Source organism: Nocardia sp. 852002-20019_SCH5090214, from assembly GCF_001665865.1.
In the GTDB taxonomy this organism is placed as follows: Bacteria; Actinomycetota; Actinomycetes; order Mycobacteriales; family Mycobacteriaceae; genus Nocardia; species Nocardia nova.
Window position 1 is genome coordinate 35,910 of record NZ_LZMK01000028.1, and the last position, 25,933, is coordinate 61,842.

The window sequence follows — 25,933 nt, forward strand, 5'->3', positions numbered from 1 at the left end:
TCGAGTGGGCGGCGGGCGCGGTAGCGGTGAGTGTGTCGGACACAGCGACAATTCCGTTCGGGGGACGTGCGGTCGATTCGCTGACACCGTTGTCGTGGAGCACAGTAGAGGCCGCATGCCATACGGGCGAGTAACCGACTTCCCAGGCGAAACACGCCCCGACTGCACACGTCGGCCGCGCCGAGACCCGAACCACCCTCGATCGACGGAGCCCGGCGCGCGCAGTCTCAATACGGGTTCGCCGCCGCTTGCACCCGTCCGGAGTCGATGGCGCGCAACAGTTCTCGATGGTCGGCGGCGGTCTGGTCGGCATAGGTCAGGGCGAATTGCGTCATCGCCTTGTCGAAGGCCTCTCCCCCGCCGAGGTAGTCGGCGATCGCGATGCGGTCGCCCGAGCGAGCATGGGCGCGGGCCAGGGTGTGGCCGCAGATTCCGGCGTAGTCGCGCAGGGCGGCCTTCGACAGCTGTGTGATGTCCGCGCCGCCCTTCATATCGCGCAGCTGCCGGAAGTAGTAGTTCCGGTCGTAGGGGCCGGAGACCCAGCCGAGGAAGATGTCGCTGGAGGTCTGCAGCAGACGCTGGCCGTGGACGACGCGGTGGCCCTGGTGCTGGAAGCGGCTCGGCGCGAGATAGGGCTCGAGCACCGACTTTTCGGCTTCCTTCATCTGCAGGAACAGCGGGCCGCCGGTGTCGCTGTCGACGGTCAGGATCACGTAGCAGCGGGTGCCGACGCTGCCCACGCCGACCACCTTGTGCGCGTAGTCGACGATGCGGTAGCGATCGGCCAGCACCCGCCGTTCCTCGGGCAGCGACCGCCGGTAGGCGATGAACACCTCTTCGACGGTCTGCGCGTCGACGTAATCGACCGGTGTCAGCAGCGGCGGCCGATGCTGGATGCGCAGCGCGCCATCGGCGTCGATGTAGGTGAGTTTGCGCAGCGCGCCGAGGTTGGTGCGCTTGCGGGCCGCCTCGAAGGTGCGGTCGACGCCCTCGCGGAACTTGGGGCGGCTCACCATATTCGCCACCGTCTCCTCGTCCACCTGCTCGTACCAGACGTCGAGGGAGTCCATGCCGGCCAGACGCCGCATACATTCCCGGTAGGCCGTGGCGGCGGTGCGGGCGGCCGCGGTGGCTTCCTCGTCGGTGAAGCCCTTCTCCCTCGCCGCCACGGCCACACTCGCCACCAGCCGCTTGACATCCCATTCGAACGGGCCGGACAGGGTTTCGTCGAAATCGTTGAGGTCGAACACCAGTGACCGTTCCGGGGAGGCGAAGATGCCGAAATTCGACAGATGCGCGTCCCCGCACAGCTGGACGCTCAACCCGGTGTGCGGGATCGTGGCGAGGTCGGCGGCCATGATCGCGGGGGCGCCGCGCAAGAACGAGAACTGCCCGGCCGCCATCCGGGCGTAGCGAATCGGTACCAGCTCGGGCAGCCGGGTCGTCGCCTGCCGCTCCAGGATCGCGATCGGATCGCGATCGGGGGCGGGACGGAATTCGCCGAGCGACGAGCGGGGGACGGTGGCGCGCACCGCACGTCCCGTGGAGCGGGGTTCGCCGGAAACGGGTTCGGCCACGGTATTCGTCATCCACCAAGTTTTGCCCCGGAACGCGTTCGCGGCAACCATTCGGCGACCACCGTGATCCGCTTGCCGCCGACACGACTGTGCCGCCCTCCGCAGCACTGGTTCTGCGAAGGGCGGCACACCCCGCAGCTCATGCGTTGAGCGGAATCGCGATGACGACCTCCTGCTCGTTCTCCGGCAGGTAGTGCACCTGCACGATCCGCCCTACCTGCACATTCGAGACGCTCGTCGGCGGGAGGAACTTCTCCGCGTGGGTGCTGAAGGTGCTGCCGTCGGGCCGGGTGACCGCGAGACCGAGGTCGATTTTCGCGTAGCCGTTGCGGATTTCGCCGGGCACCGACAGCGACTGCACGACCGCCTGCGCGGCGACGCCGCGGCCGGCGATATCGAGCTTGGCCCGCGTGGTCACTCCCTTGCGGATCATCGATTCGTTCATCGCCTGCTGCGCCGAGGCGCTGTCGCCGGATCGGTCGACTTCCACCTTGTCGGTCCGTCCGGGCAGATAGCGCACCGGAAGCACGACGCCGGGGCGCAGCAGCGCCAGTTCGGCGAGGGGCACGATCATCTTGGCGGCCGAGTCGAAGATCTCCCCCCGGGCGCCCTCGACGCTGAACTCGATGCGCAGCTGCGGCTGATCGTTCACGCTGACCCCCGTCTCGCGAACCGACTTGACGGTTCCCAGTCCGAGCAGGCCATCGCGGAACTCCGCGCTGTTGCGGCCGGTGAGCGCCGACAGCACGCCCTCGCCGGTGAACACGAAGACCATCACCACCGTGGTGAACGCGATGATCGGCAGTGCCAGAAAACCGTTGAGCCAAGCGGCGAAACCCGGTTCCCACGGACTGCCGGCTCGATAGGTGAGCCCGTGCCAGAGGTAGACGCCGACCGCGAAGACCTCGAATGCGACGGCCCCGGCTCGTGCTGTGGTGCGCATGGCGGTTCCTCCCCTGCTCAGCCGTTGACGATGGTGGGGCAGGCGAAGGTGAGCTCGAACTTCGCGGTGGCGGGGCCGGCCATCGGGTTGGTCATATCCGGGGCGGCGACGCCCTCACCGGTGATCTTGTACGTCTTGCCGTCCTTGCTGACGGTGGCCGAGCCGCCGGGCTGGCCGTTGCCGAAGCCCACGGCATACGGCATACCGGAGGCGCCGCCCTTGCTGCCGCCGATGGCGACGGCCTGCACGGTGTCGCCGCCCGCGGTCAGCGTGGCGCTGACGGTCAGCCGGCCGTAGGTGGAGTTGGCGGCATCGTTCAGTGCCAGTGCGAGGGTTCCGGCGTGCTGGGCGCAGGTGGTGTCGAAGTTCGCGCTCAGCGCCTTGCCGTCGACGAGGGCCGCCGACTTACCGCCCGAGGGGGCCTGGGTCGCGGGCGCCGCGGTGGTCGATGCCGGGGCGGCGGTGCCGGAGTCGTCGCCGCAGGCGCCGAGGGCCAGAGTGAGACCGGCGGCGGCGAGGGTGGCGGCGGCGATCCGGATCTGCTTGGTACGCATGGTGTTCGTTCCTTCGTTCTCGGTGAGTCCGGCCCTGTGATCGGGCCGTTGTTCACAAAGTAGGAACGGTTCGCCGCCTACCGATCCCAGGTTTCGGGGCCCGGGCAGCGGCAGCGACGGTCGGTTAATCTGACCGAATGCGACGACCGCGCACCATGGTGCTCGACGAGGTGTGGCGCGGTATCGAGGGCGTCGAGGCGCTCAGCGGCGCCCAGGGTGGACCGTTGCGCCGCACCGTGAAACTGATCCTCGACCCGCTGGTGATCCGGCCTGTCCAGCACCCCGCCTGCGCCGGGCCGATACTCACCGCGGACGGCGCCACGCTGCTCGCGGCCCGCGTCCATGCCGCCGCCGATGTCCTGCGCGCGACCGCGGCCTGGTTCACCCTCCTCAAGCAGGTCCGACGGGCATTGCGCATCACCGACGGCAATCCGCAGGACCTGTACTTCCAGCGCTGTTTCGAACTGGCGACGGTGTCCGGGGCACCGGATCCGGTACGCGACCGGCCCACCGCCACAGCCACATTGCACGACATCCATCACCTCACGGCCGGGCGCACCACGCAGGCTTTGAAGGACCATCTCACCGATCGGTCCACGGCCGGCGAACTCGCGGCGCTGATCGATACCGCGTGGCGCCGGCGACCGCATTCCGCGCCCGCGATCGGCGACCACACCACCGCCCTCGCCGCACTACTCGATTCGTGCGCCACCGCCCGAGCCGACGACGCCGCCCGGGAACTGCGCACCCTGATCACGGAGCGAGCAGGGACGCACACAGGAATTGAGCTGTGGCACAACGCTTCCGGTGACTCTGCCCAGGAGCTGGGCCTGACCGTGCACCGCCTGCCGGTCGCCCCCGCGCTCGGCACCGGGGCATCGACCGCGACACTGGCGCTGCCGTTCGACCGCACCATCTACGAACGTGTCTTCACGGTGTTGCAAGCCTCCACCGAGCGCTCGGACCTCCCCACGATCCCGGAACTGGTGACCGAGGAGATCGCCCGGAGTTGCGCGCCGTGGGCGTTGCTCGACGAATCACTTCGGGTGACAGCGGCAGCGGGAGTGGCACTGGCACGGGGCCTGGCACCTGTCACCGGAACCCGTGGGTCGCCCGAGAGCGAGCCGGTGGCCTCGAGCGGCGGCGACATGGAGTCGAAAAATTCTGCACGCCAAGGTGTTTCTGTTCTGCGCGGCAGCACCGCCGCGCATCGGGCGATCAACGGGAGGTGGCGCCGCGAGGCGTATGTACTGCAGGCACGCCGCCTCGCCGTGCACGACACCGGGGAGCCGTCCGATCCGCTCGCCGTGATCGCGGCCGAGCTTCGCCGTCCCTGGCGTTCGTATCTGCGGCGGCTGTGGGTTCGCCTGCACGGGCGCGATGTTCGCGGCGCATCCATGTCACCGACCGCGCCGGAGACAGCCGAGCTGTGGGATCTGCTCGACGGGGTCGCACGCTCGGTCATCCTCGATCACCGCGCCCGGGTACGGAAGGCACTGACCGCCAATTCCTTTGCAGGCATGGACGATTCGCTGGAATCGAGGGCCGGATGATGCCCGAGACCGTATTCCTGCACAGTGACAACGAGGTCGTCGTCATCTCACCGGCCGGTGCTCCCACTGTCCACGACGCGATGCCCGGACTCGATACGCTGGTGCTCGAGGTGATCGGCGGTCATCTGTCGTGGGTTTTGCTGTCCGAGCAGACAGTTCCGGCGGCGGTGCTGCACGATCCGGATGCCGCACAGGAGTGGCTGTGGGCCGTGTACGGCGAACCGGTGGCGCTCGCTGTCGCCGACGGCCGGTCGGGAGAGCTGCTCGCGACGCCCGCCCGTCCCGAATTGGCCGAGGCCGCAAGGCAACTCGGCTATGCGCATTGGGCCGCGCACTGGTGGCCCGCCTCCACCATCGACGGCATTCCCGCGCTCGATTCCGAGGTGCTCGGCGGGGACCTCGCGTCTCTCACCGAAGTCTGCGAATCGATCGTCGACGGGGCCGATGCACAACCGTCGCCGGTGGCTCCCTCGTTCGATGCGACTGCGGCGCGCCGGCAGGACTATGCCTTGGCGGCCGGTCCCGCCGGCCCCGGGCGCACCGGATTGGTGCTGGCGACCGGCACCTCGGGCTGGGATTGGCGCCGGTGTCCCCCGGGCGTGCTGGATGCCTCGGAATTCGCCGTCTCGTGGCGTCTGACCAGAGAGTCCGGCAGTACGACGGTCGAGGTGCGCGCGGCGGCGGCGCCGGACCTCGATGCCGCTCTGCCCGGGCATCTATGGCCCCGGGCTCGCGTGGTGACCACCGCCGCGCCGACAGATTTCGGGCTGCAGCCGAACGGTGATACCTGGATCGGTGGGGCGCCCATCGACGCGGACAATGTTGTGCGCGTGGATATCTACGTGCCCGGCGTCGGGCCTGCCATCGGCGCGACGGACAGTGGGTACGGCCCGGCACAGCGGCAGCGGATCAGGGAATTCGTCGTGGCGCGATTGCGCTCGCCCGATCGGTCCGAGCTGCTGCTCGAGGCCGAGCGCGTGGCCGCGGCATCGGATACGGACTTCTGATGGCCGACACTCCCCCGCCCGGCCTCGAACTGCTCCACGAGGGCGCCGCGGCCTACGCCCGCGGCGAGGTCACCGAGGCCCTGCGGATATTCGAGCACGCCGCACACACCACCACCGGCGGCGTCCGGGTCAGCGCTCTGGTCAATGCGGCGAGTATGCGCGACGAACTCGGCGACCACGCCGGCGCCATCACCGGATTCCGCGCCGCGCTCACCGAAATCCCCGGCGACGCGACGGAAAAGCGCGCATCCACGCTCGTCAACTATTCGCAGGCACTGCAGCACGTGGGTGATCTCGACGCCGCGCACACGGCGTTGGAACAGGCGCGCGACCTCCTCACCGGCCACAGCGAACTGTCGACGTTGCAGGTGTCGTGCATGGTCTCGCTCACCGCCGTCGCGATGCATCGCAGTCAGTGGGCGCGGGCGATCGAGCTGGCCACCGAATCACTCGAGTTCGCCACGCGCTTCGCGCCGCAGCTGCGCGGCTACCCGCTCGGCAATCTCGCGGCCGCCCACTTCGAATCCGGTCGCGGCGAGCTCGGCCTCGACTTCGCCCACCAGGCCCTCGCCGCATTCGAGGCAGCCGGCGACGGGAACGCGGCGGCCGAATCCCGGCAGACGCTCGCGATGATGTACGCCCGGCTGGGCCGCCCCGACGACGCCGAGCCGCATCTTCGTGCCGCCCAGCAGTATGTCGAACGGGCCGGCCTCGGCTACCGCGCCGGACTGGGGCTGCAGCTGATGGGCTATCTCGCCGAACGGCACGGCGACCTCGATCACGTCGAACAGCTGTATCGCCGGGCGCTGACATCGTTCGAGCGATTCGGGGCCGCGCTCGAAACCGCCGGCGTTCGAATCCGTTTGGCGACATTGGATTTCGCGCACGGCCGAGTCGATGAGGGACAAGCACAGCTCGCGGCCGCGTACGAGATCTACGCCGTGCGCGGGCTCGGCCTGCAGTGCGCGCGGGTCGACTACTGGCATGCCGCGCTGTGGGAATCGCTCATCGGCGACATGGTCACGCCGCCGCCCGCGGAGGTACTCGCCCTCGCTCGGGATCTGGCCGTCACCTCCGCCATCGCCATCGACGCGGTGCGCTACAGCTTCACCAACGGAACCCAGCGGGAGCGGTGGAATCGTGAGATGGCCGCGCCCGCCGTGCGGCTGGCGTTCCGCTTCGCCTACCTGTGCGGTAATGGCGAGCTGATCGCCGATCTGGTCGAAACCGTATGCGCTGGAACTTCTTTCGACAGCCATACCGCCGCCGACAGCGGACCGCCGCGGCTTCCGTTCGACCCGATACCGGCACCCGGCGACGCACTCGACAGTCCCGGCGCCGGTTCCCTGCAGCTAGGCTCGGCGCTGGCCCAGGTTGCCGCCGCGGCCGGGTTGCCCGTTGCGCCACCGCCACGGCTGTCGGTGTCCCCGGATGGTCACATCGCCTTGGACACCTACCTCACCGCCGCCGAACACCGGTACGGCCGGACCGTCCGGGAAGATCGGGTCCTGGCGATATGAACGAGGCACCCGGTGCGCGACCGACGGTGATCGTGCGGATGGCCGATGCGGGCGATCTGTACATGTCCTGGCGCTGGCTCGGGGATACCGCGAGCGCGGGTGTGGCCATGCTGCCCGGCGCGGACATCGACGTCGCGGTGCGCCGGCTCGCGGCGGCGCTGCCCGATCCGGCCCGTCCCGGCGGACTCGAACAAGCCCTCACCACTGGCGCTTTCGCTGATCGTGAATCGGAATACGCACTGGCGCAGGCACTCAGCCGTGCGTTGCTTCCACAGGCGCTCGCGATCCAACTGCACGACCTGCTCGTGCGCGGAATTCGCCCGCATATCCGGCTGCAGCCGTCACCGCGGGTCGCGCAGGTGCCGTGGGAGATCATCGCGCCCGATCCGGCCCTGCGGCTGATCGATATCGCGGATCTCGGCCTGCTCGCACCGGCGAGCATCGTCCACGCGCCCGGCCGCACCGCGCGCCGATGGGCCGACGACCGCGATATGCCGGTGGTCGCGGTGCTCGATCCGCGCGTGCCCGGATTCCGGGCCGATTCCGAGCTCGGTTCGGTGCTCGGGCGGATGAATTCCAGCTCGCCACTCACCGAGCGGGTATCCGAATATGTTGCGCGACAGCGATTTCGACCGCTGACCGACGACCCGCTGCACGCCTTCCGGCGCACCGATCTCGACCGGGCCCGCCTGAGCGCGCTACTGCGGGACGGGGCCGCCCGGCTGGTCTACGTCGGCCATGTCACCGCCGAACGTCCGGAATCCGGTCTGAGCGAGAACGCCGGACTGCACCTCGCCTGCACCGCCGACACCACCGGTTTCGCCCGGCCGCTGCGCACGCATCGCCCGCTGTCGGCCAAGGATCTGCTGCTGGGTACTCATACGCTCGAGCCCGAACCCGTTGCGGGACCGCAACTCTGGCCTATCCCGAGCCGAGTCGCGCTGATCGCGTGCGAAAGCGGCGGCGACCTGCGCTTCACCGAGGCACTGGGCTTGGTCGCCGCGATGATCCACGGCGGCGCCGAACTGGTCACCGCCACCCGCTGGCCGCTGCCGACCGACCTGGCGTTCCAGCGGTTCGCGGGCGCCACCGCGACGCCGCTGCAGGATGTCATCTGCGCGGTCGACGAGGCGCACGAACAGGCCGAACCGGTTGCCGCCCTGGCGAATTGGCAGCGGGAGCGGCTCACCGCCTGGCGCGAGACCGGCGCCGTCGAGGAGTCACCGGTGTTGTGGGCGGCAGTGGCCACCGTGGACGCCGAGCGCTAGCAGCGACCGCCGAGACAGCACCGGGAACCGGCGCGGGCGAGCGGCCCTGCATACACGACGACCCGCCGGACACACTGCCCAGCGGGTCGTTCGGGTGTGAAACCTTACGCGGTTTCGGTGATCGGCCGGTCGACCCAGCTCATCAGGTCGCGCAGCTTCTTGCCGGTGACCTCGATCGGGTGCTCGGCGTTCTGCTTGCGCAGGCTCTCGAGCTCCTTGTTGCCGCCCTCGACGTTGGCGACCAGGCGCTTGACGAAGGTGCCGTCCTGGATGTCCTTCAGGATCGCCTTCATGCGCTCCTTGGTGTCGGCGTCGATGACCCGCGGGCCCGACAGGTAGCCACCGAACTCGGCGGTGTCGGAGACCGAGTAGTTCATGCGGGCGATGCCGCCCTCGTACATCAGGTCGACGATCAGCTTCAGCTCGTGCAGCACCTCGAAGTAGGCCATCTCCGGCGCGTAGCCGGCCTCGACCATAACCTCGAAACCGGTCTTGACCAGCTCTTCGGTACCACCGCAGAGGACAGCCTGCTCACCGAACAGGTCGGTCTCGGTCTCCTCCTTGAAGGTGGTCTTGATGACGCCGGCGCGGGTGCCGCCGATGCCCTTGGCGTAGGACAGCGCCAGGGCCTGGCCCTCACCCTTCGGGTCCTGGTCGATGGCGATCAGGGCCGGAACGCCCTTGCCGTCGACGAACTGGCGGCGCACCAGGTGGCCGGGGCCCTTGGGGGCGACCATGCCGATGGTGACGTTGGCCGGAGGCTTGATCAGGCCGAAGTGGATGTTGAGGCCGTGGCCGAAGAACAGGGCGTCGCCGTCCTTCAGGTTCGGCTCGATGTCCTCGGTGAAGATCTTGGCCTGCGCGGTGTCGGGGGCGAGCAGCATGATGACGTCCGCCCACTCCGAGACCTCGGCGGGGGTGCCGACGGTCAGGCCGGCCTCTTCGGCCTTGGCCCGCGACTTGGAGCCTTCCTTGAGGCCGATGCGCACCTCGACGCCGGAGTCACGCAGGCTCAGCGAGTGTGCGTGGCCCTGGGAGCCGTAGCCGATCACGGCGACCTTGCGGCCCTGGATGATCGACAGGTCGGCGTCGTCGTCGTAGAACATCTCGACTGCCACTGTGGTTGTGTCCCTTCGTTGATTCTTCTGAATAAGTGTTAGCGGGTCGCGGTGATGGACTTCGGCCCGCGGCCGACGGCCACCACGCCGGACTGCACGATCTCACGGATGCCGTACGGCTCCAGCATCCGCAGCAGCGCCTCGAGCTTGGACCGGGTGCCGGTCGCCTCGATGGTCAGCGCGTCGGGCGACACGTCGATGACCTTAGCCCGGAACAGGTTGGCCGATTCGATCACCTGGGTGCGCACGCTGGCATCGGCACGCACCTTCACCAGGATCAGCTCGCGGGCGACCGAGGCGTCGGCGTCCTGCTCCACGATCTTGATGACGTTCACCAACTTGTTGAGCTGCTTGGTCACCTGTTCCAGCGGCAGATCCTCCACGGTGACGACGATGGTCATCCGCGAGATGTCCGGAACTTCGGTGCCACCCACGGCCAGGGATTCGATATTGAATCCACGCCGGGAGAACAGACTCGCCACCCGGGCCAGCACGCCGGGTTTGTCCTCCACCAGCACGCTGAGGGTATGGGTCGTGCTCACAGGTTGGTCTCCTTCTGCGAGGCCCGTTCGTGCGCCGCCAGGGTCGCCTTGTCGTGGGACATGGCCTCATGGATGACGGCCGGCTCGGAGGCCTGCTCGTCCTCGTCGAACAGCGGGCGAATGCCGCGCGCTGCCATGATCTCGTCGTTGGAGGTTCCGGCGGCGACCATCGGCCACACCTGCGCGTCCTTGCCGACGATGAAGTCGATCACCACGGGACGGTCGTTGATCGACTGCGCCTCGCGGATCGCGGCCTCGACGTCCTCTTCCTTCTCCACCCGGATGCCGTGGCAGCCCAGCGCTTCGGCGAGCTTCACGAAATCGGGGATGCGCAGGGTGTGGGTGCCCAGGTCGGTGTTGGAGTAGCGCTTCTCGTAGAACAGGGTCTGCCACTGCCGGACCATGCCCAGGTTGCCGTTGTTGATCAGCGCGACCTTGATCGGCACGCCCTCGACGGCACAGGTCGCGAGCTCCTGGTTGGTCATCTGGAAGCAGCCGTCACCGTCGACCGCCCACACCTCTTTGTCCGGCGCGCCCATCTTGGCGCCCATCGCCGCGGGCACGGCGTAGCCCATGGTGCCCAGACCACCGGAGTTCAGCCAGGTGCGCGGCTTCTCGTACTTGACGAACTGCGCGGCCCACATCTGGTGCTGGCCGACACCGGCCACATAGATGGCATCGGGTCCGGCCAGGCGGCCCAGGGTCTCGATGACGTACTCCGGCGACAGCGAGCCGTCGGAGGTGGGGCCGTAGCCGAGCGGGTACTGCTTGCGCACACCGTCGAGGTAGGTCCACCAGGACTCCAGGTCCAGCAGCGGCGCCTCGGCGTTGGTGAAGGCCGGATCGGACTTCAGGGTCTCGATCAGTTCGGTGATGACCTCGCGGCAGTCACCCACGATCGGCACATCCGCGTGGCGGTTCTTGCCGATCTCGGCCGGGTCGATATCGGCGTGGATCACCTTCGCGTGTGGGGCGAAGGAGTCCAGCTGGCCGGTGACGCGGTCGTCGAAGCGGGCGCCCAGCGTGATCAGCAGGTCCGACTTCTGCAGGGCCGCAACGGCTCCCACGGTGCCGTGCATACCGGGCATACCCATGTTGAGGGTGTGGCTGTCGGGGAACGCGCCGCGCGCCATCAGGGTGGTGACCACCGGGATGCCGGTGAGCTCGGCCAGTTCCAGCAGCTCGGGCGAGGCATCGGCCTTGATCACGCCGCCGCCGACGTAGAGCACGGGCGCCTTGGCCTCGGCGATCATCCGCGCGGCCTCACGCACCTGCTTGCCGTGCGGCTTGGTCACCGGACGGTAGCCGGGCAGCCGCATCTCCGGCGGCCAACTGAAGGTGGTCTGCGCCTGCAGGACATCCTTCGGGATGTCGACCAGCACCGCGCCCGGACGGCCCGACGAGGCCAGGTGGAACGCCTCGGCGATGATGCGCGGGATGTCGATGGCGTCGTTGACCAGGAAGTTGTGCTTGGTGCACGCCATGGTGATGCCGGAGATGTCGGCTTCCTGGAAGGCGTCGGTACCGATCAGGCCGCGGCCGACCTGTCCGGTGATCGCCACCAGCGGCACGGAATCCATCTGCGCGTCCGCGATCGGGGTGACGAGGTTGGTCGCACCCGGACCGGATGTGGCCATACACACACCGACCTTGCCGGTGGCCTGGGCATAACCGGTCGCCGCGTGACCGGCGCCCTGCTCGTGGCGGACCAGGACGTGACGCACGCGGGTGGAGTCGAAGAGCGGATCGTAGACGGGGAGAATCGCACCACCCGGAATGCCGAATACCGTGTCGACGCCGAGCTCCTCGAGGGAGCGGACGACGGACTGGGCGCCGGTCACCTTCTCGGGCGGGACCTGGCGGCGGTTTCCGATCGCGGCGGCAGCCGCGGGGGTCGGCTGGGAGGCCGAAGGCGCTGGCCTGCGGGCCGAGGGCCCGGGCCGTGCAGTTGGTGCGCTCACCGTCTTTTTCCTTACTGCTTGTCGTTCACCGCTTCGCTGTCACGCGGCGCCTGCGCGGCGCTCGAGCGATCTTCGAAGCCATGAACACAACTTGTCCGAACACAAAAAAGCCCCCGTCAGCCGATGGCTGAGCGAGGGTGGCGCGTCGCAGTTGCGAGCTGACGTAGTCGACCTCGAGTCGTCAGGCTCAGCGCTGGACGCGCCGGCCGATTACGAGAAGCTCGTTTCGATTCACGCGCTCGACGGTATGCGCGCGAGAGTCGATGAGTCAAATTACTTGACGTGCGGTGTCTCATTATGTGAGACGGGGCGGTTCGAGTGTCGCTTCACCATGATGCGAGGATGGGGGTGTGTCATCGCCGCAGCAGTCCGTGCCACCAGCTCAATCGTCCCACACCGCCGAGGGCGGAACCGATACGGGGCGTGTGATCCGTATCCCCCGGCTCGCGCACCTCGGGGTGTTCATTCTGCTGTTCTGCGCGGCGTTCCCGTTCTTCGGCTGGCCCGCGGTGCTGTGGATCCTGTTTCTCATCCCGGCCGCGGTCGCGTGGTGGGTGGAGCGGTCCCGCACCACGGTATCGGCGAGCGGACTCGACCTGCGCACGACCTTCGGCTCCCGGCACCTCGACTGGTCGCAGATCCAGGGACTGCGGATCCCCAAGCGCGGCTGGGTGCGAGCGCATCTGAGCGACGACTCCGAGGTGGCCCTGCCGGCGGTGAGCTACGACCGGCTGAAGGATCTGGTCGCGGCATCGGACGGGCGGATTCCGGATCCGTTCGCCCGGCCGGAGAAGAGCGCGGCGGACACGGAGGAGACGAGCGGCCAGAGCACCGGCGAGGCCACCGAATCCGGTGCCGCGGACAGCTCGTCGACCGAAGCCGCTGACAAGCCGGACACCTCCACGGAGGACTGAGCGGCCTCTCCCTCGAGTGGGATGTTTCACACTCTCCCGCCAACGTCGAACTCCGGGAACAAATCCGCGCTTTCGCGATGCTGCCCTGACTACGTCCCCACTCGGGGCGCAGTCGCCGCGATCATCGCGTCGCGGTGCGGGTCCGTGGTCGAGACCCCACCCGGTGACGGCCGCTCGGACCGGCTCGACGTGCGTCGTGCTGCCGCGCCACCCCGCGGCCGCACGACCACCCGCCTCCGGTGAGCACGCTCCGGTGGCGGGAGTAACGTTGAAGCGCCGAACAGACACTCTGCTCTTGCGAACAGGCACCTCTGCCGACGACACCACTCGCCGAAGAGACGCTCCGCACGGCGGCCGACCAGCCCTCGGCCCCGGCCCCGGCGACCCACCGGACGATGAGCACCGACGAGCAGAGCCCTGCCCGAGTAGAGCCGCTCCGGCCACCGCGCCGACCACCGAGGACCGAATTCATGCCACCGCTTCGCTCACGCACCACCACCGCCGGACGCAATGCCGCAGGCGCACGCGCACTCTGGCGGGCCACCGGCCTGACCGACTCCGATTTCGGTAAGCCGATCGTCGCGATCGCGAACTCCTACACCCAATTCGTGCCCGGCCACGTGCATCTGAAGGATGTCGGCGAGATCGTCGCCGACGCGGTGCGCGCCGCCGGTGGTGTGCCGCGCGAATTCCACACCATCGCCGTCGACGACGGGATCGCGATGGGTCACGGCGGCATGCTCTACTCGCTGCCCAGCCGCGAAATCATCGCGGACTCGGTCGAATACATGGTCAACGCGCACACCGCCGACGCGCTGGTGTGTATCTCCAACTGCGACAAGATCACTCCCGGCATGCTGAACGCCGCCATGCGGCTCGACATCCCGACCGTGTTCGTCTCCGGCGGTCCGATGGAGGCAGGCAAGGCCGTGGTCGTCGGCGGTGTGGCGCAGGCGCCCACCGATCTGATCACCGCGATCGCCGCCAGCGCCTCCACCGAGGTCAGCGACGAGGGGCTGAGCGAGGTCGAGCGCAGCGCCTGCCCGACCTGCGGTTCCTGTTCCGGCATGTTCACCGCGAACTCGATGAACTGCCTCACCGAGGCATTGGGCCTGGCACTGCCCGGCAACGGCTCCACCCTCGCCACCCACGCGGCGCGGCGCGCGCTGTTCGAGCGGGCAGGCCGCACCGTCGTCGAGATCGCCAACCGCTGGTACCGCGACGACGACGAATCCGTCCTGCCGCGAAACGTGGCCAATGCCAAGGCCTTCCGCAACGCGATGGCCCTCGACGTCGCGATGGGCGGTTCCACCAACACGGTGCTGCACACCCTGGCCGCCGCCCAGGAGGGCGAGATCGATTTCGACCTCGCCACCATCGACGAGATCTCGCGCCGGGTGCCCTGCCTGTCGAAGGTCTCCCCCAACTCCGACTACCACATGGAAGATGTGCACCGCGCCGGCGGCATTCCCGCCATCCTGGGCGAACTGCGCCGCGGCGGACTGCTGGAAACCGATGTGACCACCGTGCACACCGCCTCCTTCGACGAGTGGCTCGACACCTGGGACATCCGCTCCGGCAAGGCTTCCGACGAAGCGATCGAACTGTTCCACGCCGCGCCCGGCGGAGTGCGGACCACTGTGCCGTTCTCCACCGAGAACCGCTGGTCCTCGCTGGACACCGATGCCGAGGACGGGTGCATTCGCGATATCGCGCACGCCTACACCGTCGAGGGCGGGCTGTGCGTCCTGCGGGGCAATATCGCCCTCGACGGCGCCATCCTGAAAACCGCCGGTATCGACGAGGACCTGTTCACCTTCGAAGGACCGGCCGTGGTGCTGGAATCCCAGGAAGACGCGGTCTCGGCGATCCTGGGCAAACAGATCACCCCCGGCGACGTCGTCGTGATCCGATACGGCGGCCCCGCCGGCGGCCCCGGTATGCAGGAGATGCTGCATCCCACCTCGTTCCTCAAGGGCCTCGGCCTGGGCAAGGTGTGCGCGCTGATCACCGACGGCCGCTTCTCCGGCGGCACCTCCGGCCTGTCCATCGGGCACATCTCCCCCGAGGCGGCCAGCGGCGGCGCCATCGGCCTGATCGAGAACGGCGACCGCATCCGCATCGACGTGCACACCCGCGCGCTCGAACTGCTGGTCGACGACGAGGTCCTCGCAGAGCGGCGCGCCAAGATGGAGGCGCAGGAGCGGCCGTGGCAGCCGGTCCAGCGTGATCGGCCGATCACCACCGCGCTGCGTGCGTACGCCGCACTGGCAACCTCCGCCGACAAGGGCGCCGTGCGCCGCGTGCCGTGACCGCCTCTCCGGGCCTCTGCGTGCCGTTGGGCGCGCGGAGGGTTGGGCGTCGGTCTTACGTCAGGTGATCGGCTGAGTTCTGGGCGTACCCGGTGAGTTACCCATGTGCGTACGAGATCAGTTGTCGCCTCAGATGAAAGATCAGGACACCTATACGAAAGGCCGCTCCTCTGTCGCGGGGGCGGCCTTTCTGTCTGATGTGGGGGTGTGGGTAGCTGTCGAGTGCGCGAAACGGCCGCTCCCCAACGGAGCGGCCGTTTCCGTTCGAACGTCAACGGGGCGCGGAGTTATCTGCGCAGGTGGTGGCTCACGTCGCCGATGAGATCCATGGTGACCGCGCGTTGCGCGAATGCCCACTGTCCGGCGGGGCGGTGGAAGCGGTCGTCGTAGCGGCCGCTGACGATGGGTTGCAGCGGTAGGTCGGGGGTGGCCTGCAGGACGGTGAAGTAGGACCTGCCGGTCGCGGTGTCCTCGGCCTCGTCGACCTCGATCACCAGGTTGGTGACCAGGTGTTTCGTGCGAGGAGTGCCGTCGTCGTAGCGGATCACGGTGCCGGACAACATCTTTTCCACGGCGGCACTGCCCTCGATCATTCCGGCGCTGGACCCGAAGGAGCCCGTGGCGAACAGGGCGCCGACACCTGCGAAATCGCCCTGGTCGACCAGGAGGGCGTAGTCGGCGATCAGGCGTTCGATCGCTCGGTAACTCGGTATTGCGGAATCAGGCACGGTTCAGAAGATTCCCACGAACGGGTTGCCGCCGTGCAGGAAAATCCACCCAGCGGCCGCTGCGCCGAGCGCCAGGACCAGGCAGACGAACGAACCCCACGACGGGCGGACGGCCCAGCCGCGGTTGCGGTCGAACGACAGGCGGCCGGGGCCGGTGAGGATCAGCGATGCCGCCGCGCCGGCGAGGATCGACTCCAATTCGACCGGGCGGTACTGGAAGTCGGGAGCCATGCCCTGCTTCCACAGCCACGCGGTCGAGATCGACGCCAGGACGGCACCGGCCGCGAGCGGAGTGGCCAAACCGAGGATGATCAGCGCGCCGCCACCGACCTCGGACACGGTGAGCATCGCGGTGGACAGCTCGATGTGCTTCCAGCCGCCCTGCTCGAGCATGTGCCGGGTGCCGTCCAGACCGGGGCCGTGGAACCAGCCCGCCAGCTTCTGCAGGCCGTGGTAGAGGAAGGTGAGGCCGACGGTCAGGCGCAGGCCCAGCAGACCCAGATCCAGTGTGCCGCGGCGGTATTCGCGCGGGCGGCGCAGCCGCTCGGTTTCGCCGTTGGCCCGCGCGGGCGGGATCGTGGCGAAGGCGTAGGTGGGCGCTTCCGAGGCGGCCGGCTCGGCGCCGGGCGGCACGGTGTCAGGATGCTCGGTGCCGGGGTGCTCAGTGCCGGCATGTTCGGTACCGGGGTGCTCGGTGCCGGGATGCGCTGCGCTCGCGGCGGTAGCTCCGGCGGCTGCGGCGCCCGTGGGCTGCGTCCTCTTCGTGGCGCCCGTGTGCTCGGCACCCGCGGACGGTACGTCCGGGTCCAGGCCGAGATCGTCCTCGGTCCGCGGAACATCCTTGCCCACCGCGGGTTTCACCGAGGGGAATTCGCCGGTCGGATTGTCGTAGGGGCTGCCCGCCGTCGGTCCGGAGCCCGACGGCCGCCCCGACGGCTGATTCGATTCCGGTGTTTGATTCGGCTTGTCCGTCACGGGCACAGAGTATGACGCCAAACGCGTGGGCGCGTGGTCTGTTCCCGGCGTGTCAGCCCCGCCCGGCCGGTTCCGCGGCGCGCCTCGCCAGCACGAACCGTAGCCGCCGGGACAGCCCGCGCGGTGTGGTCCGGACCCCTGCGAGCGCGCGCGGCGGTATTTCCGTAACGTTTGGGCAATGAGTGTGGTTGTCGTCGGCCGTGTCGCGTCGATCCTCGCCGTCACCGCCGGCCTGGTGGTCGGCTGTGCTCGCTTCGACGATTCCGCGTCCAAACCGTTCACTCCCGCGCCCACCATCGAACCCGAGGGGCAGGGCCCGACCAGCGAACCGAAGACTCCGCCGCCGACCGGGCAGCGTCCCACCGGGCCGTGTATCGATCCCGATCCCGCGGTCGTGGTGTCGTGCCTGGACACCACCGGCGGGCTGACGGTCCTGCCGGACGGGCAGCAGGCGCTGGTCACCGAACGCACCACCGGCCGCATCCTGAAGGTCACCGCCGTCGATCCGAGCCAGGCGCCACCGCAGCCGCTCGAGGTCACCCGCGTCGATGTCGACGCGGCCGGCGACGGCGGGCTCAGCGATGTCGCGCTCTCACCTAGCTACGGCGAGGACGGCCTGGTCTACGCCTACATCACCACCGCCTCGGACAATCGCGTCGTCCGTATCGGCGCGGGCGGCGATCCGAAGCCGATTCTCACCGGAATTCCCAAGGGCGCCAACGGAAACCACGGCTCGCTCGCTTTCGTCTCACCGACCAAACTGGCGGTGCTGACCGGCGACGCCGGCAATCCGGGTGCGGCGAACGACCCCGGATCGCTGGCGGGCAAATTGCTCGAGATCGACGATCCGGCGCCGGGTAACGCGAATCCGAAGGTGGTCGCGTCCGGCATCGGCACCGCGGGCGGGGTGTGCCCCGACCACAAGGACACCATCTGGTTCACCGACCGCACCGCCACCGAGGACCGGCTGCAGCGACTGGGACCCGACGGCGCCGTCGCCACGGCGTGGACCTGGCCGGACAAGCCGGGTGCGGGCGGCTGCGCGGCCGCCGTGGACGGCGTGGCGATCTCGATGTCGGGCGCCAAGGCGCTGGCCTTCGCCGACGCCGATCCGACCACGCACGCGGTGACCACCGCCCCGACGATGGTGGCGCAGGACAAATACGGCTCGCTCGGGGGCGCCGCGCTGGGCGGCGACGGCAACGTCTGGGTGGGTACGGTCAACAAACCCGCCGCCGCGGGACCGCTGGACGACCGCATCGTGCGCATCCCACCGCCCAAGGGCGGCGCGGGCAGCGGACCGGACTAGGCGCACACAGACGAATGCCCGGCCCCACCGGACCGGGCATTCGACACCGTCACACTCAGGCAGCGCCGCAGGCGGCGAGCACCAGTTCGCGGACGCGGGCGGCGTCGGCCTGGCCCCGGGTGGCCTTCATGACGTCGCCGACGATCTTGCCGGCGGCCTGGACCTTGCCGGAGCGGATCTTGTCGGCGATGTCCGGGTTGGCGGCCAGGGCCTTGTCGACCTCGGTCTGGAGGGCGGAGTCGTCGGACACCATGCCCAGCCCTTTGGCCTCGACGATCTGTCCCGGATCGCCCTCACCGGCCAGCACGAAGTCGACGACCTGGCGGGCCACCTTGGAGTTGATGGTCTTGGCGTCGACCAGCGCGACCACCTCGGCGACCTGCTTCGGCGTGATCGGCAGATCCTCGAGCGCCACCTCGCGCTCCTTGGCCTGCTCGGTGAGGTAGTTGACCCACCAGGCGCGGGCGGCGTCGACCGTGGTGCCCGCGTCGACGGTGGCGATGATCAGATCCAGCGCACCGGCGTTGATCAGATCGCGGAACACCTCGTCGGACAGACCCCATTCGGCCTGGATGCGGGCGCGGCGCAGCCACGGGTATTCGGGGATGGTGCCGCGCAACTTCTCGACCCAGTCGGCGTCCGGCGCGATCGGCTCGAGGTCCGGCTCCGGGAAGTAGCGGTAATCCTCGGCGGTTTCCTTGACGCGGCCCGGGGAGGTGGAGCCGTCGCCCTCGTGGAAGTGGCGGGTCTCCTGGATCACGGTGCCGCCGGAGCTGAGCACCGCGCCCTGGCGGCGCATCTCGTAGCGCACCGCGACCTCGACGCTACGCAGCGAGTTCACGTTCTTGGTCTCGGTGCGCGTGCCGAATACCTCGGCGCCCTTGGCCATCAGCGACACGTTGGCGTCGCAGCGCAGCGAACCCTGCTCCATCTTGACGTCGGAGACGTCGAGCGCCTTCAGCAGATCGCGCAGTGCGGTGACGTAGGCGCGGGCCACCTCGGGGGCGCGTTCACCGGCGCCGGTGATCGGCTTGGTGACGATCTCGATCAGCGGCACGCCGGCCCGGTTGTAGTCGAGCAGCGAATGACTCGCGCCGTGGATACGGCCGGTGGCGCCGCCCACGTGCAGGGACTTACCGGTGTCCTCCTCCATGTGGGCACGTTCGATGTCGACCCGGAAGACCGAGCCGTCGTCGAGCACCACATCCAGGTAGCCGTCGGTGGCGATCGGCTCGTCGTACTGACTGATCTGGTAGTTCTTCGGCTGATCCGGGTAGAAGTAGTTCTTGCGCGCGAACCGGCCCCACGGCGTGATCGAGCAGTTCAGCGCCAGGCCGATGCGGATCGCCGACTCGACGGCCTGCTGGTTGACCACCGGCAGCGAACCCGGCAGACCGAGACAGACCGGGCAGACCTGGGTGTTCGGCTCGGCACCGAAGGCCGTCGGGCACCCGCAGAACATCTTGGTTTCGGTGCCCAGTTCGACGTGCACCTCCATGCCCAGCACCGGCTCGTACCGGTCGATGACGTCGGCATAGTCCATCAAGTCCACCGTGGGTGCAGTCATGTCCATCAGTTTATGTAAGGGTGCCGACGACGCTGCGCCGACCCGGAATCGGAGCAGTCCCACGCGCCCGGCCGCGTGGGACTTCCCCTCCTGACACGATCAGTCGACGGCGATGGCCTCGACGATCGGCATGCGGGCCGCGCGCAGCGACGGCGGAATCGAGCCGAGCAGGGCCAGGACCAGCGCGGCGACGGCGTAGACCAGCAGCATCGGGCTCGGGCGGTACACCACGTCGATGGTCATCGCGTGACCCATCGCCACGGTGGCCAGATACTGCACGGCCGCGCCGGTCACCAAACCCAATGCGGCACCGGCCAATCCGATACCCGCGGCCTCGGTCAGCACCGTGCGCAACAGGAATCGGCGGCTGGTGCCCATGGCGCGCAGCACGCCGAGTTCGCGGCGGCGTTCCAGGACCGACAGCATCAGCGTATTCAGCAGCGCCGCGGTCGAAACCAGCACCACGATCCACAGAATCGAACCGGACAGCGACGTACCCTGCTGCACCCCTCGAGATACCGCCGCGAGCGCCTGAGCGCCGGTGTCCACGTGCAGGGCGGGCGGCACCACCGCGCGGATCGCGTCGATCACCTGGGCTTTGTCGACGCCGGGCGCGAAGTTGACGCCGAGGATCGTCTCTCCCGGGCGGTCGTACCACTGCCGCAGGACGTCCAGATCCATGAGCACGATGCCCGACAGCGCCGAGAAGTACGGGATCACCCGCAGGACCCGCACGGAATGGACGCCCGTCGGCGTGGGCAGCTCGAGCTGCGCGCCCTCGCCGACATCCAGCGAGCGCGCCACGTCGCGCGAGAGCACGACGCCCTCGCCGGTCGACATCCGTTGCGACACATCGGGTCCCAGATCGGCGAGGACCGACGACCGGATATTGGGCTGATAGGCCTGCAGCATCACCCGATCGCTGCCGACGGTGGCGAAGGCCATCTGCGCCGACCCCACGTCGGCGACGCCGGGAACCCGGCGCACGGTTTCCTTCAGATCCGGCGGAAGGATCGGCCCCGTGGGGAATTCGGCCAGCGAGGTGGGGCTGATGTAGGCGTCGCGGCGACCCAGATCGGAGAACGAGTCCGTGGCCGAATCGACCAGATTGCTCGACGCCCCGCCCATCGCGACGGTCGCGGTGACGCCGATCATCACCGTCATCGCCGTGGCCCACACGCGTCGCGGAGCTCGTTCGATGGTGGTGGCTCCCAGGGCTCCGGGCGCGCCGAAGATCCGGGCGACCCCGGCCGCCAGGCGCACGATCGGCCCCATCGCGGCGAAACACAGGCCGACCGCGCCCGCGATGGACAGCGAGATCGCGGCGAGCGAGGCCCGGCCCAGATCGGCGCGCGCGATGACGATGGCGCCGCCGACCATGGCCAGGCCACCCACCAGCGCACCCCAGCGCAACCACGGCCCGACCGAATCGGCCTTCGACACCCCCACCGGCGCCAGCGCCTCGATGGGCTGAACCTTGTAGACCTGGCGGGCGGCGATCGACGCGGCGGCGACGCTGGCCAGCACGCAGGCCGCGATCGCGAACGGAATCGCGTAGCCGGGCACCATGTATTCGGTGCGGGTATCCACCGCCGCCACCATGGCCGAGGGAATCGTGTCGATCGACATGCGCCCGGCGAAGATCCCGACCACCGAACCGATCGCGCCGCCGATCAATCCGATGACGGCCGCCTCCACGACCAGATCACGCACCATCGGACGCCGCCGCCCGCCGATCGCGCGCAGCAGCGACAGCGTCGGGCGGCGTTGGGCCACCGCCATACTCATCGCGTTGTAGATCAGGAAGCCCGAAACGATCAGCGCCGCGGCCGAGGCCATCGTGGTGGAGAAGCGCACGAGCTGGATCGCGCCGCTCGCCTGCGCGGTGCGCAGGCTCGGATCGGCCACGACGGCACGGCCGTTCACCAGTGCGGTCAGCGCCGAACGCAGTTGCCCCACATCGGTTCCCGGCTTCGGCACGATCTGGACGGAATCGACCATGCCCGCCCGGCCGGCGAGTTGCTGGGCGACAGGCAGGGTGGCGATGACGATGTGCCCGCTGTTGAGTTTGTGTGAGGTGGCGTCGTCGAGCACTCCGGCCACGGTCACCTGCTGGTTGCCCAGCGTGAAGGTCTCGCCCTCGTGCCGGCCCAGCCCCGCGCCGACGAGGACTCCACCCGGCACCGACAGCAGTTTCGCCGCCTGCCCGCTCAGCGCCCCGTTCAGATCGCTGCCGAGCGCCGATACCGACGCGTCGGCGCCGATGAGCAGCGTGCGGTCGGCAGGGTTGCCGACCCCGGTGCGGATCATCGGCACCGCGGCCTCGACTCCGGGGACCGCGCGCACCTGCGGCACCAGGTCCTGCCCGAATCCGCTCTCGGTGACGCCGGAGATCTCGAGTTGCGCCTTACCGCCCAGCGCCGAGGTCAGCCGGTCCACCGAGCCGGTCACCGAACCGGAGATGCTGAGCACCGCCACCAGCAGCCCCGCCGATACCCCCATGACCGCCATCGACATGGCGGTGCGGCCCTTGTGAGTGAACAGCTCTCCGATGTTGAACAGCCGCAACCGATCCCAGCCGGCTGTGATCACGCGCGCACCACCTCGTCGCCGTCGCGAACCTCGCCGCGGCGCGCGGACACCAGCTCGTTGGAACCGATTCGCCCGTCCCGCAGCGTGATCACGCGATCGCAGTATTCGACGGCGCCCATGTCGTGGGTGACCATCACCACCGAATTGCCCGCGCCGCAGATGTCGCCGAGCAGTTCCAGAATGGCGGCGCCGGTCTTGGAATCCAGATTGCCGGTGGGCTCGTCGGCCAGGATCAGCGGCGGATCCATGATCAGCGCGCGAGCGACGGCCACCCGCTGCATCTGACCGCCGGACAGTTCCGCGGGGCGATGCTCGGCGCGATCGGACAGGCCCACGCGGTCGAGCAGTTCCAGCGCCCGCGGCTTGGCCTTGCGCAATCCGGTGCCGTCCAGCAGTTTCGGCACCGCGACGTTCTCCCACGCCGAGAGCGTCGGCAGCAGGTTGAAGAACTGGAAGACGAAACCCACGCGGTGGCGGCGGAACTCGGATTGCCGGTTGTCGTCGAGGGAGCCGATCTCGTCGCCCTGGAAGGTGATGGAACCCGAATCCGGTGAATCCAATGCGCCGAGCAGATGCAGCAGGGTGCTCTTACCGGATCCGGACGGGCCGATGATCGAGGTGAATTCCCCCGCCTCGATGCGCAGACTGATGGTGTCGAGAGCGCGAACCCGCTGTTCACCCACCCGGTATTCCTTGACGACGTCGGTCAATTCCAACATGGCGGTCGTCCCACCCTCTTTCTGCTGTCGGTTGCGGTGACGGCGCGGGTTCGACTGCGCCGCAACCGGGTCGGATCGTCGCTCAGCGTGCCAGGGCCGGCTCGCGATGCCAATGCCGGACCTCGTGCGCGTCGAGTACGGCACGCAGTACGGGTTGTTCCGCGGCCAGTTCCAGGTAGGCCTCGCCCGGCGACTGGCCCTGCAGCTGGGCCTGGTCGAGTTTGGCGTGCAGATGGTTGTCCCACCGATACCGCAGGGCGGCAAGCACTCCGGCGGGTCCGCCGAAGAGCCGATCACAGTCGGGCAGGTCGTAGAACAGTCCCGGGGTGGCCGGATCGACGGCCGCGCGGGCGAGCACCTCGTGCAGGATGTCGGTACGAGCGTGCTGGTCTTGCCAAGTCATCGCACCCATCTCCTCGGGCCGGGTGTCCGGGCCTTTCGCCGGACACTGTGCGACTCACGCTACGGACGCCGCCCGGCGGATACGTCGTGCCGCAGACGAGACTTCGGGTCCTACCACGGTAGGAGCGCGGGCCCTTTCCGGGAACGATGCAGCGACCACCCGTCGGCGACTAGCCTGACTGTTATGGACCTGACCAGCGCAGACGACCGTGCGGAGGTATTGTCGCGCGCGCCGCGGCGCCCGGGCCGGACCCGCCTGGCACTGGGGCGGGTCGCGCGTCGTCTCCTGGACCTCGTGCACGATCCGGCCGGTACGCTGCGGCGGCGGGTCGAGGAGATGTCCTACGGCTATCCCGTCTCGGTGGTCGTCACCGCGGATATCGCGGTCGTGGTGGCGGCGGTCGCGGCCGCGGCGCTGCGCAGCCAGTACTTCTCGACCGGGGTGCCCTTCCTCGCGGTGGCGCTGTTGTTCGCCTGCTATCCGCTGCTGTTCTTGTTCGACCTGCCGCCGAAACCGGCCGTGTTCGGCCTGTCCGCGCTCACCGCCCAGGCGCTGTTCCTGCTGCAGCCGGTCTCACCCGATTGTTCTCCGCTGGTGTTGACCGTGATGGTCGGGATGATCGGGGCGATCGCGCCGAAACGGGTCAGCCTGTTCTGGATGATCGCCGCCGTCGCGGAGATCGTCGTCTTCTACGCCCTGGGCTCCGCCGAACTGGTGCAGGTGTACGTGGTCGCGATCGTGCTGGGCTGGATGGTCGGCCTGATGTTGCAATTCCAGCGGCAGTCACTCGATCAGGAGCGCGAGAATCAGGCGATTCGCTCCGCGCAGGCGGCCGACGACGAACGCCGCCGGATCGCCCGCGAGGTCCACGACGTGATCGCCCACTCCCTGAGCGTCACGCTGCTGCACCTGACCGCGGCCCGGCACGCACTGGAGACCGATCGCGATGTCGACGAGGCCATCGACGCACTCGGCGATGCCGAACGCCTCGGCCGCCAGGCGATGGCCGATATCCGGCACACCGTCGGCCTGCTCGATCAGCGCCCGTCCGCGATGACCCCCGAACCGGGTCTCGAGGACATCGCCGACCTGGTCGCCGATTTCGTCGGCGCCGGGCTGTCGGTGACCTACCACCTCACCGGCGACACCGCGGCGGTGTCCGCGTCGACGGGTCTGGCGCTGTACCGGATCAGTCAGGAATCGCTGTCGAATATCGCCAAGCACGCGCCGGGTGCGCAAGCGTCCCTCGATATCGCCGTGACCCCCGCCGAAGTGACCGTGCGCGTGCGCAATACGCTGCCGCAGGGCCCGGCGCCGCGCACCGGCCGCGGAATGGGGATCAACGGCATGCGCCAGCGCACGGCGACCCTGAACGGCAATCTGTCGGCCGGCCGATCGGGCGAGTACTGGCAGGTGCGCGCCCGCATCCCGCTCGCTCCCGACGAGGTGTGCCCGGTGAGCGGACTCGACGATCCCCTGACGAAGGTGCGTGACGCGATCACCTCGCTCACCCGCAAACGCCAGGAGGAGCGGTGAGACATGCCGGCGCGTCCGCCAACCCGTCCGACCGGGTGCGGGTGTCCCGCAGGGCACCGGGATCGGTGAGACATACCCGCGCCGACCGGGTGCGGGTGTCCCGTAGAACGCAGGAGGGCACGTGAATCCGGGTCAGAGTCCGCTCACCGACACCGATACCGCGACCACCACCGTGCTCGTCGTCGACGACCAGGAACTCGTGCGCGGTGGGCTGCGACGGATCCTGCGCCGCCGCGACGGCTTCGTGGTCACCGAATGCGGCGACGGTGACGAGGTGCCGGCCGCCTTGGCCGAATACCGGCCGGACGTGGTGCTGATGGATCTGCGGATGAAGCGGGTCGGCGGCATCGACGCGACCCGGCGACTGCGGACCCGCGCGGACGCGCCGCCGGTGCTGGTGCTCACGACCTTCGACGACGACCATCTGCTCTCCGGTGCGCTGCGGGCAGGCGCGGCGGGCTTCATCCTCAAGGACTCCCCCGCCGAGGATCTGATCCGGGCGGTGCGCACCGTGGCCGAGGGCGGCTCCTGGCTCGATCCGTCCGTCACCGGCCGGGTGCTGTCGGCCTACCGGACGGCGCGGCCGGTCCCCACCGACACTCGCTCCCGCATGGCGGAGCTCACCGCTCGCGAACTCGAGGTGCTCAAACTGATCGGCCGCGGGCGGGTCAACTCCGAGATCGCCGGCGAACTCGGCATCTCCGAAGTAACGGTAAAGAGCCACGTCGGACACATTTTCGGCAAGCTAGGGTTACGAGACAGGGCGGCCGCGATCGTCTTCGCGTTTGACCACGGCGTGGTCGCACCCGGAGAATCGGCGTTCTGAGGGGCAGGC

General features: G+C 69.0%; 21 protein-coding genes. 9 read left to right on the forward strand and 12 right to left on the reverse strand.

Annotated elements, in window-relative coordinates; all coding sequences use genetic code 11:
* Positions 1-227: 227 nt before the first annotated feature.
* From A5780_RS03525 to A5780_RS03535, 3 genes are all read right to left on the reverse strand, one after another.
* Positions 228-1,589, reverse strand: coding sequence for a DUF2252 domain-containing protein (locus A5780_RS03525; protein WP_064907694.1), 1,362 nt, complete (start codon positions 1,587-1,589; stop codon positions 228-230).
* Between the two features lie 127 nt (positions 1,590-1,716).
* A complete protein-coding gene (locus A5780_RS03530; RefSeq protein ID WP_064907695.1) occupies positions 1,717-2,520 on the reverse strand; it encodes a hypothetical protein in 804 nt (267 codons plus the stop codon).
* Between the two features lie 17 nt (positions 2,521-2,537).
* Positions 2,538-3,074 (reverse strand): lipoprotein LpqH, encoded by a 537-nt coding sequence (locus A5780_RS03535; RefSeq protein ID WP_030512959.1) that lies wholly within the window; start codon positions 3,072-3,074, stop codon positions 2,538-2,540.
* Positions 3,075-3,229: 155 nt separating this feature from the next.
* Between A5780_RS03535 and A5780_RS03540 the strand changes: the two genes are divergently transcribed.
* From A5780_RS03540 to A5780_RS03555, 4 genes are read left to right on the forward strand one after another with little or no spacing between them, the layout of a single operon-like run.
* Positions 3,230-4,627, forward strand: a complete 1,398-nt coding sequence (locus tag A5780_RS03540) for a hypothetical protein (RefSeq protein ID WP_064907696.1) — start codon at positions 3,230-3,232, stop codon at positions 4,625-4,627.
* Positions 4,624-5,634, forward strand: coding sequence for a hypothetical protein (locus tag A5780_RS03545; RefSeq protein ID WP_064907697.1), 1,011 nt, complete (start codon positions 4,624-4,626; stop codon positions 5,632-5,634). Before A5780_RS03540 ends, A5780_RS03545 begins: the two co-directional genes overlap by 4 nt.
* Positions 5,634-7,154: a tetratricopeptide repeat protein gene (locus A5780_RS03550; protein ID WP_064907698.1), complete on the forward strand. Its 1,521-nt coding sequence runs from the start codon at positions 5,634-5,636 to the stop codon at positions 7,152-7,154. Before A5780_RS03545 ends, A5780_RS03550 begins: the two co-directional genes overlap by 1 nt.
* Positions 7,151-8,422 carry a CHAT domain-containing protein gene (locus A5780_RS03555; RefSeq protein WP_064907699.1) on the forward strand — a complete coding sequence of 424 codons (1,272 nt, stop codon included), beginning with the start codon at positions 7,151-7,153 and terminating at the stop codon, positions 8,420-8,422. The genes A5780_RS03550 and A5780_RS03555 overlap by 4 nt, the downstream gene beginning before the upstream one ends.
* A 104-nt stretch (positions 8,423-8,526) precedes the next feature.
* On the opposite strand, the gene ilvC is transcribed toward A5780_RS03555, so the two are convergent.
* The 3 genes from ilvC to A5780_RS03570 are packed head-to-tail and all read right to left on the reverse strand — an operon-like array spanning position 8,527 to position 12,043.
* The gene (ilvC, locus tag A5780_RS03560) at positions 8,527-9,528 is read right to left on the reverse strand and encodes a ketol-acid reductoisomerase (protein ID WP_181064025.1); all 1,002 of its coding nucleotides are present in this window, start codon (positions 9,526-9,528) and stop codon (positions 8,527-8,529) included.
* A 50-nt stretch (positions 9,529-9,578) separates the two neighbouring features.
* On the reverse strand, positions 9,579-10,082 hold the full coding sequence (ilvN, locus tag A5780_RS03565; RefSeq protein WP_040720620.1) for an acetolactate synthase small subunit: 504 nt from the start codon (positions 10,080-10,082) through the stop codon (positions 9,579-9,581).
* Positions 10,079-12,043, reverse strand: a complete 1,965-nt coding sequence (locus A5780_RS03570) for an acetolactate synthase large subunit (protein ID WP_063015152.1) — start codon at positions 12,041-12,043, stop codon at positions 10,079-10,081. The genes ilvN and A5780_RS03570 overlap by 4 nt, the downstream gene beginning before the upstream one ends.
* A gap of 350 nt (positions 12,044-12,393) precedes the next feature.
* Here A5780_RS03570 and A5780_RS03575 point away from each other — a divergent pair, with 350 nt between their 5' ends.
* Both A5780_RS03575 and ilvD read left to right on the forward strand, forming a co-directional pair.
* Positions 12,394-12,957, forward strand: coding sequence for a PH domain-containing protein (locus tag A5780_RS03575; RefSeq protein WP_231982835.1), 564 nt, complete (start codon positions 12,394-12,396; stop codon positions 12,955-12,957).
* Positions 12,958-13,427: 470 nt separating this feature from the next.
* Complete coding sequence (gene ilvD, locus A5780_RS03580; RefSeq protein WP_064907700.1) at positions 13,428-15,269, forward strand: dihydroxy-acid dehydratase; 1,842 nt, start codon at positions 13,428-13,430, stop codon at positions 15,267-15,269.
* Positions 15,270-15,556: 287 nt separating this feature from the next.
* Here the strand turns inward: ilvD and A5780_RS03585 are convergent, their stop codons facing one another.
* Positions 15,557-15,997 carry a nuclear transport factor 2 family protein gene (locus A5780_RS03585; RefSeq protein WP_082976265.1) on the reverse strand — a complete coding sequence of 147 codons (441 nt, stop codon included), beginning with the start codon at positions 15,995-15,997 and terminating at the stop codon, positions 15,557-15,559.
* A gap of 3 nt (positions 15,998-16,000) precedes the next feature.
* On the reverse strand, positions 16,001-16,972 hold the full coding sequence (locus A5780_RS03590) for a DoxX family protein (protein WP_064907177.1): 972 nt from the start codon (positions 16,970-16,972) through the stop codon (positions 16,001-16,003).
* Positions 16,973-17,150: 178 nt separating this feature from the next.
* On the opposite strand from A5780_RS03590, the gene A5780_RS03595 reads away from it, so the two are divergent.
* On the forward strand, positions 17,151-18,281 hold the full coding sequence (locus A5780_RS03595) for a sorbosone dehydrogenase family protein (protein ID WP_064907701.1): 1,131 nt from the start codon (positions 17,151-17,153) through the stop codon (positions 18,279-18,281).
* 55 nt (positions 18,282-18,336) lie between these two features.
* On the opposite strand, the gene gatB is transcribed toward A5780_RS03595, so the two are convergent.
* From gatB to A5780_RS03615, 4 genes are all read right to left on the reverse strand, one after another.
* A complete protein-coding gene (gatB, locus tag A5780_RS03600; protein WP_369817611.1) occupies positions 18,337-19,854 on the reverse strand; it encodes an Asp-tRNA(Asn)/Glu-tRNA(Gln) amidotransferase subunit GatB in 1,518 nt (505 codons plus the stop codon).
* A gap of 93 nt (positions 19,855-19,947) precedes the next feature.
* Positions 19,948-22,440, reverse strand: a complete 2,493-nt coding sequence (locus A5780_RS03605) for an ABC transporter permease (RefSeq protein ID WP_064907702.1) — start codon at positions 22,438-22,440, stop codon at positions 19,948-19,950.
* Positions 22,437-23,159, reverse strand: coding sequence for an ABC transporter ATP-binding protein (locus A5780_RS03610; RefSeq protein WP_063015142.1), 723 nt, complete (start codon positions 23,157-23,159; stop codon positions 22,437-22,439). Before A5780_RS03610 ends, A5780_RS03605 begins: the two co-directional genes overlap by 4 nt.
* 82 nt (positions 23,160-23,241) lie before the next feature.
* Positions 23,242-23,562, reverse strand: a complete 321-nt coding sequence (locus A5780_RS03615) for a hypothetical protein (protein ID WP_051755193.1) — start codon at positions 23,560-23,562, stop codon at positions 23,242-23,244.
* 183 nt (positions 23,563-23,745) lie between these two features.
* Between A5780_RS03615 and A5780_RS03620 the strand changes: the two genes are divergently transcribed.
* Together A5780_RS03620 and A5780_RS03625 are read left to right on the forward strand one after the other, a co-directional pair.
* Positions 23,746-25,098, forward strand: a complete 1,353-nt coding sequence (locus A5780_RS03620) for a sensor histidine kinase (RefSeq protein ID WP_064907175.1) — start codon at positions 23,746-23,748, stop codon at positions 25,096-25,098.
* 172 nt (positions 25,099-25,270) lie between these two features.
* Entirely contained in the window at positions 25,271-25,924 is a 654-nt protein-coding gene (locus A5780_RS03625) for a response regulator transcription factor (RefSeq protein WP_063025578.1), read from the forward strand.
* Positions 25,925-25,933 lie beyond the last annotated feature (9 nt).